The organism is Pseudonocardia asaccharolytica DSM 44247 = NBRC 16224 (assembly GCF_000423625.1).
Taxonomy (GTDB): domain Bacteria; phylum Actinomycetota; class Actinomycetes; order Mycobacteriales; family Pseudonocardiaceae; genus Pseudonocardia; species Pseudonocardia asaccharolytica.
The window spans coordinates 1-16,014 of sequence record NZ_AUII01000028.1 but is presented as its reverse complement, the minus strand read 5'-3'; the positions used below and the strand labels follow the sequence as shown (position 1 = coordinate 16,014).

At 71.9% G+C, this 16,014-nt stretch carries 20 protein-coding genes and 1 pseudogene; 12 read left to right on the top strand and 9 right to left on the bottom strand.

The window, feature by feature from the left end; all coding sequences use genetic code 11:
• The first annotated feature begins 118 nt into the window (after positions 1–118).
• Complete coding sequence (locus G567_RS0121045; RefSeq protein WP_245585736.1) at positions 119–1,990, top strand: sigma-54-dependent Fis family transcriptional regulator; 1,872 nt, start codon at positions 119–121, stop codon at positions 1,988–1,990.
• A 15-nt stretch (positions 1,991–2,005) separates the two neighbouring features.
• Here G567_RS0121045 and G567_RS35225 read toward each other — a convergent pair whose 3' ends face one another.
• Positions 2,006–2,206, bottom strand: a complete 201-nt coding sequence (locus G567_RS35225; RefSeq protein ID WP_028931534.1) for a hypothetical protein — start codon at positions 2,204–2,206, stop codon at positions 2,006–2,008.
• A 45-nt stretch (positions 2,207–2,251) separates the two neighbouring features.
• Here G567_RS35225 and G567_RS0121035 point away from each other — a divergent pair, with 45 nt between their 5' ends.
• From G567_RS0121035 to G567_RS32355, 5 genes are all read left to right on the top strand, one after another.
• Positions 2,252–2,557, top strand: coding sequence for a hypothetical protein (locus G567_RS0121035; RefSeq protein WP_028931533.1), 306 nt, complete (start codon positions 2,252–2,254; stop codon positions 2,555–2,557).
• Between the two features lie 30 nt (positions 2,558–2,587).
• A complete protein-coding gene (locus G567_RS0121030) occupies positions 2,588–3,343 on the top strand; it encodes an alpha/beta fold hydrolase (protein WP_028931532.1) in 756 nt (251 codons plus the stop codon).
• A complete protein-coding gene (locus G567_RS35220; protein ID WP_028931531.1) occupies positions 3,340–3,615 on the top strand; it encodes a hypothetical protein in 276 nt (91 codons plus the stop codon). The genes G567_RS0121030 and G567_RS35220 overlap by 4 nt, the downstream gene beginning before the upstream one ends.
• Before the next feature lie 36 nt (positions 3,616–3,651).
• Positions 3,652–4,731, top strand: coding sequence for a maleylacetate reductase (locus tag G567_RS0121020; protein ID WP_028931530.1), 1,080 nt, complete (start codon positions 3,652–3,654; stop codon positions 4,729–4,731).
• Positions 4,732–4,914: 183 nt separating this feature from the next.
• Complete coding sequence (locus G567_RS32355; protein WP_051233368.1) at positions 4,915–5,727, top strand: VldE C-terminal domain-containing protein; 813 nt, start codon at positions 4,915–4,917, stop codon at positions 5,725–5,727.
• 4 nt (positions 5,728–5,731) lie between these two features.
• On the opposite strand, the gene G567_RS36340 is transcribed toward G567_RS32355, so the two are convergent.
• On the bottom strand, positions 5,732–6,412 hold the full coding sequence (locus tag G567_RS36340) for a hypothetical protein (RefSeq protein WP_245585745.1): 681 nt from the start codon (positions 6,410–6,412) through the stop codon (positions 5,732–5,734).
• Between G567_RS36340 and G567_RS33495 the strand changes: the two are divergent.
• Together G567_RS33495 and G567_RS0121000 are read left to right on the top strand one after the other, a co-directional pair.
• Positions 6,332–6,626, top strand: a pseudogene (locus tag G567_RS33495) (ClpP family protease). The gene G567_RS36340 and the pseudogene G567_RS33495 overlap by 81 nt on opposite strands.
• A gap of 103 nt (positions 6,627–6,729) precedes the next feature.
• Entirely contained in the window at positions 6,730–7,755 is a 1,026-nt protein-coding gene (locus G567_RS0121000; RefSeq protein WP_028931528.1) for a 6-phosphofructokinase, read from the top strand.
• On the opposite strand, the gene G567_RS0120995 is transcribed toward G567_RS0121000, so the two are convergent.
• From G567_RS0120995 to G567_RS0120980, 4 genes are all read right to left on the bottom strand, one after another.
• Positions 7,703–8,023 carry an STAS domain-containing protein gene (locus tag G567_RS0120995; protein ID WP_028931527.1) on the bottom strand — a complete coding sequence of 107 codons (321 nt, stop codon included), beginning with the start codon at positions 8,021–8,023 and terminating at the stop codon, positions 7,703–7,705. The genes G567_RS0121000 and G567_RS0120995 overlap by 53 nt on opposite strands.
• A gap of 151 nt (positions 8,024–8,174) precedes the next feature.
• Complete coding sequence (locus tag G567_RS30305) at positions 8,175–9,137, bottom strand: AIR synthase related protein (protein WP_051233367.1); 963 nt, start codon at positions 9,135–9,137, stop codon at positions 8,175–8,177.
• A complete protein-coding gene (locus tag G567_RS0120985) occupies positions 9,130–9,747 on the bottom strand; it encodes a cupin domain-containing protein (protein WP_028931526.1) in 618 nt (205 codons plus the stop codon). The genes G567_RS30305 and G567_RS0120985 overlap by 8 nt, the downstream gene beginning before the upstream one ends.
• A gap of 190 nt (positions 9,748–9,937) precedes the next feature.
• Entirely contained in the window at positions 9,938–10,645 is a 708-nt protein-coding gene (locus tag G567_RS0120980; RefSeq protein ID WP_051233366.1) for a LuxR C-terminal-related transcriptional regulator, read from the bottom strand.
• Between the two features lie 178 nt (positions 10,646–10,823).
• Between G567_RS0120980 and G567_RS0120975 the strand changes: the two genes are divergently transcribed.
• The 3 genes from G567_RS0120975 to G567_RS36730 all read left to right on the top strand — a co-directional run bounded on the left by G567_RS0120975 (position 10,824) and on the right by G567_RS36730 (position 13,974).
• A complete protein-coding gene (locus G567_RS0120975; protein ID WP_037057809.1) occupies positions 10,824–12,332 on the top strand; it encodes a helix-turn-helix domain-containing protein in 1,509 nt (502 codons plus the stop codon).
• A 125-nt stretch (positions 12,333–12,457) separates the two neighbouring features.
• On the top strand, positions 12,458–13,855 hold the full coding sequence (locus tag G567_RS32350; RefSeq protein ID WP_051233365.1) for an LLM class flavin-dependent oxidoreductase: 1,398 nt from the start codon (positions 12,458–12,460) through the stop codon (positions 13,853–13,855).
• Positions 13,852–13,974 (top strand): hypothetical protein, encoded by a 123-nt coding sequence (locus tag G567_RS36730; protein ID WP_261763886.1) that lies wholly within the window; start codon positions 13,852–13,854, stop codon positions 13,972–13,974. The genes G567_RS32350 and G567_RS36730 overlap by 4 nt, the downstream gene beginning before the upstream one ends.
• A gap of 129 nt (positions 13,975–14,103) precedes the next feature.
• Here the strand turns inward: G567_RS36730 and G567_RS30295 are convergent, their stop codons facing one another.
• Both G567_RS30295 and G567_RS33490 read right to left on the bottom strand, forming a co-directional pair.
• Entirely contained in the window at positions 14,104–14,349 is a 246-nt protein-coding gene (locus G567_RS30295) for an SHOCT domain-containing protein (RefSeq protein WP_245585735.1), read from the bottom strand.
• Positions 14,350–14,724: 375 nt separating this feature from the next.
• Entirely contained in the window at positions 14,725–14,832 is a 108-nt protein-coding gene (locus G567_RS33490) for a multicopper oxidase domain-containing protein (protein WP_084796317.1), read from the bottom strand.
• A gap of 145 nt (positions 14,833–14,977) precedes the next feature.
• Between G567_RS33490 and nthB the strand changes: the two genes are divergently transcribed.
• A complete protein-coding gene (gene nthB, locus G567_RS0120950) occupies positions 14,978–15,643 on the top strand; it encodes a nitrile hydratase subunit beta (RefSeq protein ID WP_028931523.1) in 666 nt (221 codons plus the stop codon).
• Here nthB and G567_RS33485 read toward each other — a convergent pair.
• Positions 15,625–16,014 (bottom strand): zinc ribbon domain-containing protein (locus G567_RS33485; RefSeq protein ID WP_154667169.1); only part of this gene is annotated, 390 nt, incomplete at its 5' end. The two genes, nthB and G567_RS33485, sit on opposite strands and share 19 nt — an antisense overlap.

The window sequence follows — 16,014 nt, the reverse complement described above, 5'->3', positions numbered from 1 at the left end:
GCCGGGGCGCGCCGCCCGCGGCGGCCTGCGTCGGCCGCTGGACGACAACTGTGGGCCGTGTCTCACAGCGGTGAGGTGTCTCACGATCGGACAGGTTCAGCGCTTCCCCTTCGGCGAGGTGACCAGCAATCATCTGGGGATTCACGAGAAGGGACCTGGAATGGCGGACACCGCCAACCGGCGCCTGCGCATCGCGGCAGCGCGCGCCAACTTCCTGGCCGACGGCCGCTGCAGTGAGGACGTGTCCGAGATCGTCTCCGCGTCCTGGCGACGGTCAGCCTCTGCCGGGGTCGACGCCGGGAGCCATGAGGCGCCCTTCCACGACGACCTCGACGTCTCCTCGCGGCTGGTGCGCTGCTCGCAGCCGGTCATCGACCGGATCAGCCAGGAGACCGCCGACATCCCGCTGAGCATCGCGCTGACCGACGGCCGGGCCCGGATCCTCAGCCGTTCGGACAGCGACCCGACGATCGGGAGTCTGCTCGACCGCGTCTCGTTCGCCCCCGGCTTCGGCTACGCGGAGGGCGGCGTCGGGACCAACGGCGTCGGCACGGTGTTCGGCTCGGGCCAACCGGTCCACATCGTCGGCCCGGAGCATTTCCACGACCGGTTGCAGCCCTTCGCCTGCACCGGGGCACCCATCCGGAACCCGCTCACCGGGCGGATCGAGGGCGTCCTGGACATCAGCTGTCTCACCGAGCACTGGAGCGCGCTGATGCACTCGCTGGTGCGCTCGGCGGCTCATGACATCGAGCGCAACCTGCTGCTCGACCGCAGCCAGCGCACCCAGGCACTGTTCGAGATGTTCGTCCGGCTCGACGCGCGGTCCCGCAGCGCGGTCGTCGCCGTCGGCGGTACCGCCGTGATGAGCAACGCCCGCACGCAGAGCCTGTTCACCCCCGCCGAGCAGCTGACCATCCAGGAGCACGCCCGCTACCTGCTGACCCACCGCGGCGAGCCGCTCGACCTGATCGAGCTGGCGCCCGGCCGGCAGGTGCGGCTGCGCGGCACCAGGGTCATCGTCGGCGGCGAGACCGCGGGTGTCGTCGTGCAGGTCGGGCTCGTCGCCGACGGCGACGTCTCGGCCGCGATGCCGGGGCTCGCGGACATTGCGGACGCCGAACGGCGGGCATCGGCGCGGACCGCGAGCACCCGCGGGCCGATCGCGCTCGACGGGGAGAGCCGCTCCCCGCTGTGGGTGCGCGCCTGCCAGGGCATCACGGCCGCGCTCGGCGCGCACGAGGCGCTGCTGGTCATGGGCGAAACGGGCTGCGGCAAGTTCTCCCTGGTCACCGAGGTGTATCACCAGGTCAACCCGGGCGGGCGCACGCTGGTGATCGACGCGTCGGACATCTCGCTGGACAGCTACGGCGGCGCCGAGACCGCCGTGCAGAACATGAGCCTGCCGACGCTGCTCGTCTTCCGGAACATCGACGAGCTGTCCACTGACGGAGTCGAGCGGCTGAACTCGTTCCTGCTCACGCTGGCCGACACCGACCAGCCCGCCTATGTGGCCGCGACGCTGTCGGACGCGAACCTCGACTCCGATCTCCCGTTCCGCGATCTGCTGACCCACTTCCAGCGCGCGGTCACGGTCCCGCCGCTGCGCCACCGCTCCGAGGATCTGCCCGAAATCGTCGCCAGGGTGCTGATCGGGGTCGCGGACGGCCGCAGCGTCGGCGTCAGCCCCGCCGCCATGCGAGTGATCTCCGGGTACACCTGGCCGCGCAATATCGCGCAGCTCGAAGAGGCCCTCCGCTCGGCCCTGCTGAAGCGGCCGGTCGGCGAGATCAAGCCCGAGGATCTGCCCGGCTACTGCCACCACACCGCGCGGCGCAGGCTGTCGGGGATCGAGGCGGTCGAGCGCGACGCGATCGTGCAGGCCCTGCACGCCGCGGGCGGCAACCGCGTCCAGGCCGCCGCGGCGCTCGGGATCGCCCGATCGTCGCTGTACCGCAAGCTCAAGTCGTTCGGGATCACGACGATCTGACACCGGCCCCGTTCGTCACGCGCCGGTCGCGCCGTCCAGCACGGCGAGCACGCAGTCGACGATCAGCCGCCGCCCGTCCTCGTCGACCCCCTCGACGTCCGGGTGCTCGCGCAGCCATGCGTCCAGGCCGGCAGGCACCATCGCCACCGCGCAGGTCGCGCGGATCCGGGCGTCCGGGTCTGCCCGCGAAGCGCCCGCCCCGGAGAGCAGCTCCACCGCGGCCGACCAGGACGTGGTCGTGCATGGCTGTTCGGCCTGTCGATGGACTACCAGGTGTTCCTGGTCAGCCGCATCGGCGGGTTCGTCTCCGGCGACGCCCGGACGATCAAGCTGCTGGGGCTCGGGATGGCCGCCGCCGTCCTGCTCGACGCCTTCGTGATCCCGATGCTGGTCGTCCCCGCGCTCATGCACCGGCTCGGGGTCGCCAACTGGTGGATCCGCGCCGGCTCGACCGGATCCTGCCGCGCGTCTCGGTCGAGAGCATGGCGCTCGACGCCGACGAGCCGGCCGCGCTTGCCGAGCCGCCGGACCTTCCCGGTCGCGACGGCGTGCGCTAGCTTCGGCTGAACCCGATCCCGGCAACGGAACGCTGGACGGATGGCGACGTTCGTGCTCGTGCATCCCGCCTGGCTGGGGGGATGGAGCTGGCGCAAGCTCATCCCCCTGCTTTCGGCGGCGGGGCACCGCGCGTACGCGCCGACCCTCACCGGTCTCGGCGAACGTGCCCACCTCGTCCACCCCGAGGTCGATCTGTGGACCCACGTCGAGGACATCGTGAGCACGCTGGCCTACGAGGATCTCGACCAGGTCGTCCTGGTGGGCAACAGCTCGGCCGGAATGGTGATCACGGGCGTCGCCAACCGGGCGCCCGAGCGGCTCGCCCGCCTCGTCTACCTGGACGCCTTCGTGCCCGACGACGGCCAGTGCCTGCTCGACCTCCTCCCGGATGACCGGCGGACCGGGCTGGAAGCGCTGGTCGAGCGCGAGGGCGACGGGTGGCTGCTGCCTCGGTTCAGCGCGGCACCGTGGGAGGAGATCGCCTCGCGGGCCTGGCACGTGACCGATCCGGCCGACCTGGCGTGGGTACTGCCTCGGCTGCGCTCCACACCGTTCGGGCATTTCACCGGCACGGTCCGGGGCGGAAACCCGGCGGCCGCGCAGGTGCCCCGGACCTACATCCGCTGCGTCCGATTCCCGCATCCGGGTTTCGACCGCCATGCCGAGATCGCAATGGTGACGCCGGGGTGGGGGTTCCGTCGGCTCGACTGCGCGCATCTGCCCTACATCACATGCCCGGACGAGTTGGCGGGGCTGCTGCTCGGGCTCGTCGAGGGCGGCCGCGCCGAGCCGTGATCGCGGTCAGCCGAGCCGGGGAGGCCCCAGACCTCTTCGAGCGTGTCGGGCGTCAGGACCAGCCCGGGCTCACCCTGCGCGCGCAGGCGTCCGTCGTCGAGCAGCAGGCAGCGGCCGGCGCGCAGGCCAAGGTGGTGCGGAGCATTCCGGTCACCGGCGCGTGGCAGGAGCCGCTGAAGTGGCAGCAGCCCCGTCCGGCGATCTTCGTCCGCGGTGACACGGCGTATGTGAACGACCCGAACACGAAGGAGCTCAGCGGCGTCCGTTCCTGAGTCGACGCGCGGCCGGGCGCTCGCCACGCTGGTCGGGTGCGCGACTTCGAGAACTTCGAGTACGAGGCGCTGCCCGGCCGGATCGTGTTCGGCGCCGGCGCCGCGCGGACCCGGCTCGCCGCCGAGGTCGAACGGCTGGGCAGCGCCCGGCTGCTCGTGATCTGCAGCGAACGCGACGCGCCGCTGGCCGACGCCCTCACTGCGCCGTTCGCCCGCCGCGTCGCGGGCCGGTTCACCGAGGTCCGCCAGCACGTACCGGTTGACTCGGCGGCGCGGGCCCGGGCCCGCGCCGCCGAGTCCGCCGCCGACGGGGTGCTCAGCATCGGTGGCGGCTCGGCGACCGGCACCGCGAAGGCCGTCGCGCTCACCACCGGGCTTCCGGTGGTCGCGGTGCCGACCACCTACGCCGGTTCCGAGGTGACCCCGCTGTGGGGCCTCACCGAGGAGGGGCGGAAGACCACCGGCACCGATCCCGTCGTGCTGCCGCGCACGGTCGTCTACGACCCGGAGCTGACCCTTGGCCTCCCGGTCGAGCTGTCGGTGACCAGCGGGTTCAACGCGCTGGCGCACTGCGTCGACGCGTTGTGGGCGCCGCGGCGCAACCCGGTCGGCGTGCTGTTCGCCGAGGAGGGGATCCGGGCGCTCGGTGCCGGGTTGCCGACCGTGGCCGCCGATCCCGCCGATCCGCGCGCCCGCTCCGACCTGCTCTACGGCGCCTATCTGGCGGGGACGGCGCTCGCCACGGCCGGGGCCGGGCTGCACCACAAGATCTGTCATGTGCTTGGCGGCGCGTTCGACCTGCCGCACGCCGCGACGCACGCCGTCGTCCTCCCGCACGTGCTCGCCTTCAACGCCCCGTATGCACCCGGCGTGGTACACCGGATCGGCCGCGCGCTCGGGGCTGACGACCCGGTCGCCGGGCTGCGGGCGCTGGCCGCGCGGCTGGGTGTCCCACGTGGACTGCGGGAGCTCGGCCTGCGCGCGGACCAGGCCGACGAGGCCGCCCGGCTGGTCGCAGACGCCGCCCCGCCCGGTAACCCGGGCCCGGTGGACCACTCCGCGATGCACACCTTGCTGCGGACGGCCTGGTCGGGAGGCCCTGCGGCGGCCGGCTGACCCCGACTCGCTCGCGTGGATCCCGCGACTCGCGCTCGGAAATACCGCGACTCGCGGGGGGAGGGAGGGTCGGCTACAGTCCTCCCGGATCACGAAGCCCGGCTCCCCGACGGACACGGATTCCCCGATCCGTCCGGCCCCCACCGGATGTCCGCCCGGGCCCGATGACCCGGAAGGCAGGTCGTGTCCCGGCACCGCTCCCCCGGCGGCCGGCGCGCGCGACGCGGCCTTGCCCCGGCGCCCGTCGGGGTCTCGGTCGCGGCGCGGCACGCCGCGCTGAACAACTCCCCGGCGGCCAACGCCGCGATGTCGGCCGCCCTCACGGGCGGCTGCCTGGCGCTCGTCGCTCCGCTCGTGACGCTGACCGGGCCCCCCGATCCGGCAGCGGACGCCGCCGTGCTGCGCCTGACCGCCGACGGCGGTCCCGCCGGAACGCCGGTCGCGGCCCGGTCCGCCACCGACGGTGGCCTTCGCGTCGTTTCCGTGATCTCCCGCGCCGCGGACGCCACGCCCACCCCGGAGACCGCCGATGCGGCGGGCCTGCTCAAGGCGGCCGGCCTGGCCGACCTCGCCCGGCGCGCCGAGGAGGAACGCGCCGCCCGGGAGGCGCGCGCCCGCTGCGCCATCGAACTCTCCGGCCTCGGCCGGGTGAAGCCGTGGGTGGCCAGGGCCGCCCAGTTCCTCTCGTGTCTCTACGATCAGCCCGACCTCATCGGTGTCGCCGGGCGAGGCCGCGTCTCCGACCATCCGCGGGGCCTGGCCATCGACCTGATGGTGCGCGGGGAGCGGGGTGACCGGATCGCGCAGTGCGCGCTGCGCAATCGCGAGGCGCTGGGCATCACCTACGTGATCTGGAAGCAGCGGATCAACTACGGCGACGGCTGGCAACGGATGGAGAACCGCGGCAACGACACCGAGAACCACTTCGACCACGTGCACATCTCGTTCGGCCGCACCGCCCCGGCCGCGGTCCCGGACGCGGACCTCTGCCGCTGAGCGGTCACGGCGCGGCGTCGTACCCGGCCATCCGCGGCCCGCGCAGGGACTGTTTCCACTCCGCCTCGTACACATGCCGGCGCCCGGCCATCGTGTCGTCGCGGACGCCGCGCTCCAGATCCCGGAAGAGCCGGTAGTACCCGTCGTCGAACTCCTCGACGATCTGGAAGGTCCACCGGCCCGGTAACACGTTGCGCCCGAGCAGCTCGGTGCGGATCCGCTCGGCCCATTCGCCGTGCCCGGCCGACCGCAGCTCGTCCACGACGTCGCGCAGCATGCCGTGGGCACCGCCGATGAGCTGGTGGAACTCGTACAGCGCGCCCCGCGCCCGCTCCACGGTCTCCAATGCCTCGGAGAACCGGCCCACGGCGGCGACGAGCTCGTCGGACGCGCCCTCCGGGCGGGCGTGGGCGGAGTCCGGGGCCCTGCGGTCGTCCGTCACGATCACCGCGGTACCCGGGGCGGTCCCTGGCCAAACCCGTCCGCCCTCGGCGAACGCCCACGCCCTCGGCGAACAGCGCCCCATCCGCGTCCGCCGGCCCCGCCCGTGCGCGGCCCGCTGCTGCGTACGCCCGCGCCGGCCACGAGCCTCCTCGACCCGGTCCTGGACCGGTTGCTCGCCGAGCGGATCGTGTTCCTCGGCAGCGAGGTCGGCGACGAGGTGGCCAACCGGATCCTGATGCACCAGCCGTCGGCCGGGCTCGGCGGCACGGTGACCGATATCGCGATCCGGGCCGGGTCTACGGCGAGACGAAACGCGAGATCGCCGAGATCACCGCGCGACACAGCGGGCAGAGCGTGGAGACGGTCACCGCCGACTCCGACCGCGACCACTGGTTCACCGCGGAACAGGCGCGAGCTACGGCCTGGTCGACCACGTGGTAGGTCGTACGGCCTGACCGGCCGGCCCGGACGGCGATGGCAGAGGCCATCGGCCGGACGGTCGGAGCGAGCGGCTAGCGTGGGGGTGCACGAGCTTCTGTATCGATGGAGGTCATCAGGATGCGCGTGGGCGTGCTCACCGGGGGTGGCGACTGCCCCGGCCTCAATGCGGTCATCCGGGCGATCGTCCGCAAGGGGGTGCCCGAGTACGGGTTCTCCTTCCTCGGGTTCCGCGACGGCTGGCGCGGCCCGCTCGAGGCGTTGACGAAGCCGCTGGACATCCCCGCGGTGCGCGGCATCCTGCCGCGCGGCGGGACGATCCTCGGCTCGTCGCGGACCAATCCGTTCGCGATCGAGGACGGCGTGCAGCGGATCCGCCGCACCCTGCAGAACCTCGGTGTCGACGCGCTGATCGCGATCGGCGGCGAGGACACCCTCGGCGTGGCGACGAAGCTGCACGAGGCCGGGGTCAATATCGTCGGGGTGCCGAAGACGATCGACAACGACCTGGCCGGTACCGACTACACCTTCGGCTTCGACACCGCGGTCAACATCGCGGTCGATGCCATCGACCGGCTGCACACGACCGCGGAGTCGCACCACCGCGCGCTGATCGTCGAGGTCATGGGCCGGCACGCGGGGTGGATCGCCCTGCACGCCGGGATGGCGGGCGGCGCCAGCGCGATCCTCATCCCCGAGGTGCGCTTCGATATCGACCAGGTCTGCAAATGGGTCGAGTCGCGGTTCCAGCTCGAGTACGCGCCGATCATCGTCGTCGCCGAGGGCGCGATCCCCAAGGAGGGCGAGGCGGTGCTGCACTCCTCGGCGAAGGACGCGTTCGGGCATGTGCGGCTCGGCGGGATCGGCGACTGGCTGGCCCACCAGATCGAGGAACGCACCGGCCAGGAGGCCCGCACCACCGTCCTCGGGCATGTGCAGCGCGGCGGCACGCCGTCCGCGCGGGACCGGTGGCTCGCCACCCGGTTCGGGCTGCACGCGATCGACGCGATCGCCGAGGGCAAGTGGGGCCAGATGATCGCGCTGCGCGGCGCGGACATCGTGACGGTGCCGCTGTCAGAGGCCACGCAGCAGATCAAGGTCGTCGACCCGGCCCTGTACGCCGAGGCCGAGGTCTTCTTCGGCTAGGGCGGTCCTGGACCTCGAGGTCGAGGACGGCGCCGAGCCCGGTACCGGTCAGCAGGTCGCGCAGCCGCACCGAGACGTTCCGCAGCCGGATCCGCCCGTCGAGCCGCCGGGCCGCGAGCGCCAGCCGCAGCAGCGCATCGACGGTCGCGGGATCCGGCTCGGTGAGCCCCCGCACGTCGAGGACCACGACGCCGTCCGCGGCCACCAGCGCCCGCACCCGTCCGCACAGTTCTGGGTCCGGGCCGGTCACGACGATGATCGACCCCATGCCCGGGTGGACGTCGCGGAGCCTGGGAACTCATCGGTGACCGGCCCGGCGGGCGGGCTCAGCGTCGATGTTCGCTCCGCAAGCTCCGCTCAGCGTCGATGTTCGCTCCGCAAGCTCCGCTCAGCGTCGATGTTCGCTCCGCAAGCTCCGCTCAGCGCGGCAGCCCGGTCACCCGGAACTCGTCGAGCCACAGGACCGTGGCGCGCTGCGGGCCCGAACGCAGAGCCAGCTCGCCGGTGTCGTCCAGCGTCCCCACGACGGCGGCGGCGAGGTCGCGGGCGGCGAACGCGGCCAGGCAGCCGGGCTCGCGCCCCGGCGGGACGCACAGCAGAAACCCGTAGCTGGGGAAGCAGTTCAGCCATCGGGTCAACGGCACCCCGGCGGGCGCGGGCACCGCGTCCACGTCGAGGGTGACGCCGAGGCCGCCCGGTTCCAGCAGCATCGCCAGCGACCCGACCAGACCGGCCATGCTGATGTCCTTGGCCGCCACCACGAGCCCGTCGCGGGCCAGCGCCGGCAGCAGCCGCACGTCACCGGCACACCGCCGGCCGCGGGAGGCGAACGCCGGGAAGTACGGGAAGTCGGGACGCATCGCGCCGTCCAGCGCGGCGGTGACGACGAGCGACTGACCGGGCCGGGTGCCGGTCACCGACAGCGGGGCGGGCGCCGACCCGACGCCGAACGCGGAGACCGCGGGCTCGCCGTCGTGGATGGTCAGATGGCCACCGATGATCGGGACATCGAACAGTTCCGCGGCCGTCCGCATGCCCCCGAGAACCTCCCGGGCCACGGGCTCGGAGGCGACCACGGTGTCGACGATCCCCAGCGGCTCGGCCCCCATCGCCGCCAGATCGTTGACGTTGGTGAGCACCGCGGCGAACCCCGCGCCGCGCGGGTCGGCGCGCACGAACGGTGGGAACAACGCCTCCCCGCACGCGACGACGCTCCCGGCCACCACCGCGCCGTCGTCACCAGGGCCGCCGACCCAGTCGGTGGGCCCGAGCACGTCGCCGACCAGCGCGATCTCGGCCTTGGCGCGCAGCGCCGGGTTGCTCAGCACGGAGTCGACGAGCTCCGTCAGCGACACCGCCGCATCGACCGCCGAGTCAGGCACGCAGCATCCACCAGATCGCGCGAGCCGGTTCCACGCCCGGGTTGTGCCAGCTGTGCGGCCGATCGGTCGGATAGTGCAGGGTGTCTCCGGCCTGCACCCGGTAGCGCTCCCCCGCCACCTCGACGATCAGCGCGCCCGCCACCACCAGCAACAGCTCCTCGCCGGGGCGCAGCGGCCGGGTGTCACCGCTCGACCCGCCCGGATCGATATCCGCCTGCACGGCGGCGCCGCGCAGCCGCTCGTCGGACAGCGCCAGCCCGGCCGCGGTCACCCCCTCCGCCTCGGGGGCCCAGCCGGGCGGCGGCCCGGGTCGCTCGGCCGCCCGCACATGCACCGCGACCGGCTTCTCCGGCCCGTCGTCGACGAAGAAGCCGATCGGGCGGCCGAGTGCCGCCGAGAGCTTGAGCAGCGTTGTGATCGTCGGGACCATGTCGCCCCGCTCGACCTTGTGGATCGCGGCCGCGGAGACGTCCGAGCGCGCGGCGAGCTGCTGCAGCGAGAGCGCGAGCTGCTGGCGCACCTCGCGCACCTTCGGGCCGATCGCACGGACGATCGGTTCCCATCCGGCGACGGCCCGGGCGGGCTCGCCGCGGGAGTCCGGCATGGTCATCGGGCTGCCTCCGGGGTCTCGACGAACGTCTACCATCATAAACGTCATCCCCCTATCGTGTGCACGCACGGCCGTCCTGATCGGCTGATCCAGCACGGAGCCGTCGGCGCGGTCGGGGTCGGCGCGGGCTCCGCGGAGCAGGAGGTGGCGGCGAAGCGTGCCCGAGGGTCGAGTCCGGTTGCCGGTCTGATCAGACCATGCCCTGGCGGGTGGCCGTGTAGACGATCTCGGTGCGCCGCCGGACCTCCAGCTTGTCTCGCAGGTTGCGCACGTGGAACTTCACCGTCGCCTCGGAAATGCGCAGGCGACCGGCGATCTCCCGGTTGCTCATCCCGACGGCGAGCAGCTTGAGGACCTGGTTCTCGCGTGCGGTGAGCAGCTGGCCGCGACGGCGCTCGCCGTGGTCCTCGCCGCGCAGCACATCGATCACCGTCGTGTTCGTCCGCGAGTCGAAGACGCTCTCCCCGCGCAGCAGCGCCCGCACGGCGCGCACGATCTCGCCGGTTTCGGCGCCCTTGCGCAGGTAGCCGTGCACCCCGAGGCGGACGGTGCGCAGCATGACCGCCCGGTCCCGGCAGCCGGTCAGCACGAGCACGCGCAGCCCCCGGTGCCGGTCGAGGAGCATCTTGGCGACGTCGAGGCCGGCGCTGTCGCCACGGCCGAGGTCCACATCGAGGACCACCACATCGGGGCGGCACCGGTCGGCGATGAGCAGCGCGTCGCGGGCGGTGGCGGCCTCTCCGACGACGCTGAGGTCGGGTTCGGCCGCCAACAGCTTGCGCATTCCGTACCGGACGATCCCCTCACCGTCGATCAGCATCACGCGCGCGGTGCGTCGGACGGCCTCTGGTCCGATGTCTCTGGCGCGGGGCTGGTCCAGCACGGCGTCAACGGTCATGTCGACCTCCCCCTTTGGATGGTTCGCGGGCGAGAGCGACCGTAGGCAACGCCACGTTGCCCGTTCGTTGCACTGTCCGGTGGGGGAGGTCGACCCCGTGCTTGCCGGGCAGGTCGGGGTAGGTGATGATGCCGGTCAGGCGGGCCGGGTTGCCCAGCGACGACGCTCGGGAGTGGTGATGTCACGCGACTGTGTTGCACAGCCGGATCCCGCCGCGACCGATCCCGTCGCCCGCGCCCGGGCGCTGTCGAAGGTGTTCGACGCGGTGCTCGCCGGCGACGAGGTTCCGCCGGCCGCACCCCGTCCGATCATCTCGGAGTCCTGGCGGCGCAGTCTCGCCGCGCATGTCGATCCGGAGAAGCGGACCCCGCCGGTCGTCTTCACCCCCGATGAGCTGCACGATATCCGTGCCACGCATCCGCTGGGCACGGTCATGCCGCTGCTGCGCAGCACTCTCGTGAGCATCGCCGACGAGGCGATGCACGTGATGTTGGTGACCGACGCCGAGGGCCACATCCTGTGGCGCGAGGGCGCCGCCAGTCTGCTCGCCAAGGGCGACCGGGTCGGCCTGTTCCCCGGCACGCAATGGAGCGAGGACGCGATCGGCACCAACGCCATGGGCACGACCATCGCCGTCGACGCGCCGGTACAGATCCACTCCGCCGAGCACCTCGTGCGGACATACCACACCTGGACCTGCGTCGCAGCCCCCGTGCACGACCCGGACACCGGGGCCATCCTCGGCGCGATCGACATCAGCGGCCCGCTGCACACCGTGCACCCGGCCCTTGTACAGCTGGTGTCGGCCACGGCGCAGCTCGCCGAGAACCAGCTGCGGGTCCAGTTAGCGATCGCGGACGAGCGGCTGCGGATGCGTAACATGCCGCATCTGACCAGCCTCCGCGGCGATCCGGGCGCCCTGGTGACCCCCACCGGCCGGGTCCTGGCGGGTGAGCCCTACGGCTGGTGGCCCGAGCGGATCGACCTCGACGACGGCACCGACCGGATCGTGCTGCCCAACGGCCGCGAGATGATGGTCGAACCCCTCGCCGAGGGGTATCTGCTGCGCGCGCCGCGGTCGACGTCCTCGGGGAGTACCGCCCGCCCGATCCCGGCGCTGTCGCTGCGGTTCATGGGCGACGGCTCCCCGACCCTGCTGCTCAACGGCCGGTCGATTCCACTCACACTGCGGCCGGCGGAGATCCTCACCGCGCTCGCCATGCACCGCGAGGGGCTCACCGCGGAGCAGCTGGCGTTGCTGCTGTATGGCGACGACGGAAACCAGACCACGGTTCGCGGCGAGATCCACCGGCTGCGGGGGCTGATCGGCGCCGAGGTGCTGCAGACCCGGCCCTACCGGCTCGCGGCCACCGTCGACAGCGACTTCTGTGCGGTGCGCCGCGCCGTGGCGGCCGGCCGAGTCGAGGTCGCCCTGCGGGCGTGCGGGGGCTTCCTGCTCCCCCGCTCGGACGCCCCCGAGATCCGGCAGCTGCGCGACGAGCTCGTCACCGGCCTCCGCCGGGCGGTGCTCGATTCCGGCAACGCCGATCTGCTGCACATCTTCGCCGGTCACCCGCTGGGCACGGGGGACCTGGAGGTATACGACCGGCTCGTCGAGCTCCTCCCGGCCGGCGACCCGCGACGGCCGTCGGTCGTGTCGCGCAGGGCCCTGCTGCAAGACGAGTAGCAGACGACGCGCCCCGCGTCTCGGACGCGCCGAGCCGTCGTGTGAGCGGCATCATAGGAGGCGTCACGGCGACGGCCGGGACGGTTCGTGTGCGGCTGTCGCCATATCGGTACGGAGGGCCACAGATGATCGAGATCGGAGTTTTCCACAACGGCGCGTCGGATCTCCCGGCGAAGCGGGTGAGCTACAACGGCGACCAGGTGGTCGTCAACGACGGCGACCTTCCGGCCACCCACCAGGCCGGACAACGGATCATCGCCAACCAGATCCGCCAGGGGATCCTCGCCGATCGGCTCGGCTTCGACTACTGGTTCCAGACCGAGCACCACTTCCAGCCCGAAGGCGCCGAACTGTCCCCGAACCCGCTGCTCAGCGAGGCGGCGATCGCGTCGCGGACCGAACGGATCCGGCTCGCCCAGGCGGCCAACATCATCACCTGGTGGCATCCGATCCGGATCGCCGAGCAGGCCGCGATGCTGGACGTGATCAGTGGCGGGCGGCTGGAGTTCGGCATCGGCCGTGGCTACCAGCCCCGGGAGAACGAGACGTTCGGCTGGGCCTACGGCTCGACCATCCAGGACCAGGAGCGCAACCGGGCCTACTACGAGGAGGCCTACGAGACCATCATCGAGGCTTGGACCCAGGACTCGTTCTCCCACCACGGCGAGTTCATGTCGCTGCCGCCGTCGTACACGAAGTGGAACCACAAGCAGACGCTGGCCTACTTCAGCCAGCCCGACGTCGGCCGCAGCCTGGAACAGGTGGTCAAGGTCGGTGCGGCGGACATGTACTCGGCCGGCAACCCGGTGCAGGCCACGACCACCAAGCTGCTGGAGTTCTCGGTCTACCCGCAGCCACTGCAGAAGCCCTACCCGCAGATCTGGGAGCCATTGACGAGCCCCCGCTCGGTCAAATGGGCCGCGGAGCGCGGGATCAACGGCTACTTCATCGTCGAGCCGAACTCGCGTCTGCGCAAGAACATCGACCTCTACTACGAGGCCGCCGAACAGGCCGGCTGGCCCGACCGGCAGAACCGGGGGCAGTTCAAGCACGGCTGGGACGCCGGGAAGCACCGCGGCGTGGTGACCTGCCGCTACATCCACGTGACGGAGAAAGGCCTCGGCGACCTCGACCGGGCGGCGGCCGCCATGGAGCTGCAGTGGGACTACTACGGTCCGTTCGGCTTCGCGGCGGTGCTTGCCGAGGCGGACGAACCGTTCTACGACCTGAACATGAAGGTCACCGCGGACCTGCTGCGGCAGAAGAAGGTCGCCATTCACGGTTCCAAGCAGTACGTCATCGACTCGATCATGGAGATCAAGGAACGGTGCGGCTACGACGATTTCATGTTCAACGCCTGGTTCGAGCTCGGCGGCTTCTCCGGCCAGGAGATCGAGGCGCAGATGCAGTACTTCGCCGAGGAGATCATGCCGGTGCTGCGGCGGGAGTGCGGCGGCTCGCCGGACCTTCCGACCAGCAGCGTGGACCTCGAGGTGAAGGCTCAGGCGCCCGCGACGGCGTGACGCCCACCCACCTGGTGTGCACCCACATCTCGCACCTCGGCGACTACCCGATGCCTGGTGGGTCGCCGGCCGCGAGCTGCGGGCCAGTCCCGGAGAAGCTCGACGTCGTGCGGGCCTGACGCCGCTACCAGCACCACATCAGCGAGCTCGCCGAGCTCACGCCCCGCTCGTCCTACGACTGCTCGGGGGTCGCACACGAACCCGCGTGAGACCCCGCACGCCGCCCGCGACCCCTGATCGGTCCGGACTTACCGCCGCTGGACCGGCGTTCGAGACTGCTCGACCTGCAGCGTGGCCAAGCGGTCCCGGTACTCCTGCTCGTTGATCTCACCGCGGGCGAATCGCTCCGCCAGCACCTGCTCGGCCGTCAGCCGTGGGGTCACCGATCGATCGCCACGGGCGAGGTAGCGCACCAGCGCAACCACGCCGAAGATGATCAGCGCCCAGAACAGCACCATGCTGACGGTCATGAGCGCATAACCCCAACCGCTCATGCCAGGTCCGTACCACCACATCACTTCGATCACTCCCTTGTGGATCGACCAACGTCCTCAGGGTCAGCGGCGGGGCCCAGGCGTCGAAGGCCACGGCCTCGACGATCAACGCCGCACCGGCGAGAAGCCGAACGGCAGATGGCTTGCGGTTCACCACGACTGCCCCTCTGTCGGATGGCTCCCCCCACGGTGCTCCGGTGAGAGCTGTGGCGGCACCAGCCGTCGGGCTCCACCTGCACGACGAAGGTCCCGCGGTGCGAGGGCCGACCGGCCCCCGATACCCCACGCCTTGCCGCTGGCCCGGCGCGGCCGGGCCAGCCCGCGTAACGGCGCGGACGACCTCGATGATTCGGATCCACCGTCGGCGGCGGTCGATCAGCGGACCTCGATGACACCCATCATCCCGCGGTTCTCGTGATCGAAGATGTGACAGCGGTAGACGGTGCGGCCGGCGAAGGTGTCGAGGGCAACGCGGATCTTCACCGTTCCAGAGTCATGCCCATATCCCCTTTACTTCTCCGATAGTGTTCATCCATCTACTATGTGACGTGAAGCGCCCTGGAGGCCGCGCGATGGGCCGGCCGGCGTTGCCGAGCGACGTACCTCGTCTCACGGGAGGGGTGGAGTAATGGACGGAATCGCCGACATGGGCGGCACCGACGGCTGGGGGGAGGTCGCACCACCGGCTCACGACGAGCCGGTGTTCGCCGAGCCCTGGGAGGGGCGCGCCTTCGCGCTGACCCTGCTCACCATGGGCCGGGTCTCCGGGCAGAACCTCGACGCGTTCCGGCACGCGCTCGAACGCCTCGATCGCCCGGCCTACCTCGACGACGGCTACTACGGGCGCTGGCTCAACGCCGCCGAGCTGATGCTCACCGACAGCGCGATCCTCGCGCCGGGCGCGATCGACGCCCGCGCCGAGCGGCTGCGCGGCGAGGACGTTCCCGAGCCGCCGATCCCCGAGCCGAACAAGCCCGACTACGCCCCGACCGCCGCGGGATCGCTGCGCACCGTGGAGGAGGCGCCGCGGTTCGCGGTCGGTGGCCGGGTGCGGGCGCGCAGCACGCCGTCGCCGGGACACACGCGGCTGCCGCGCTACATCCGCGGGCATGTCGGAACCGTCGAGATCATCCAACCGGCCGCATTGCTGCCCGACACCCACGCCCACTTCAAGGGCGAGAACTCGCAGCACGTGTACTCGGTGCGGTTCGACTCCCACGAGCTCTGGGGTCCCGACGCCGAGCCGTTCGCGTTGACCATCGAAATGTTCGACAGCTATCTGGAGAAGGCTTGACGTCCTCCCCTGCCTGACGGTGGGGGATTCCAGCTTCTACGCAACCGGGAGGGTACGCAGTGCTGAGGTTCGCGGTTCACCGCGGCGGGCCACCCCGCCGCTCCCCGCGCGGCCCGTCCGGCCGCGATGTCCCGGGCCGCGTTCGGGTCGGCGTTGCTCGTGTGCCCGCAGGCCACGCAGGCGAGGAGCGCTTGGCTCTGGCGACTCTCCGCGGCGGTGTGCCCGCAGACCGAACAGCGCCGGCTGCTGAACGCGGGATCGATCTTCTCCACTCTCCCGAGGGTCTTGTGCCCGAGCCGGGTGGCGAACAGCCCCCACCCGGAGGCGAGGATCGCGCGGTTCAACCCCGCCTTGGCCCGCACGTTGCGGCC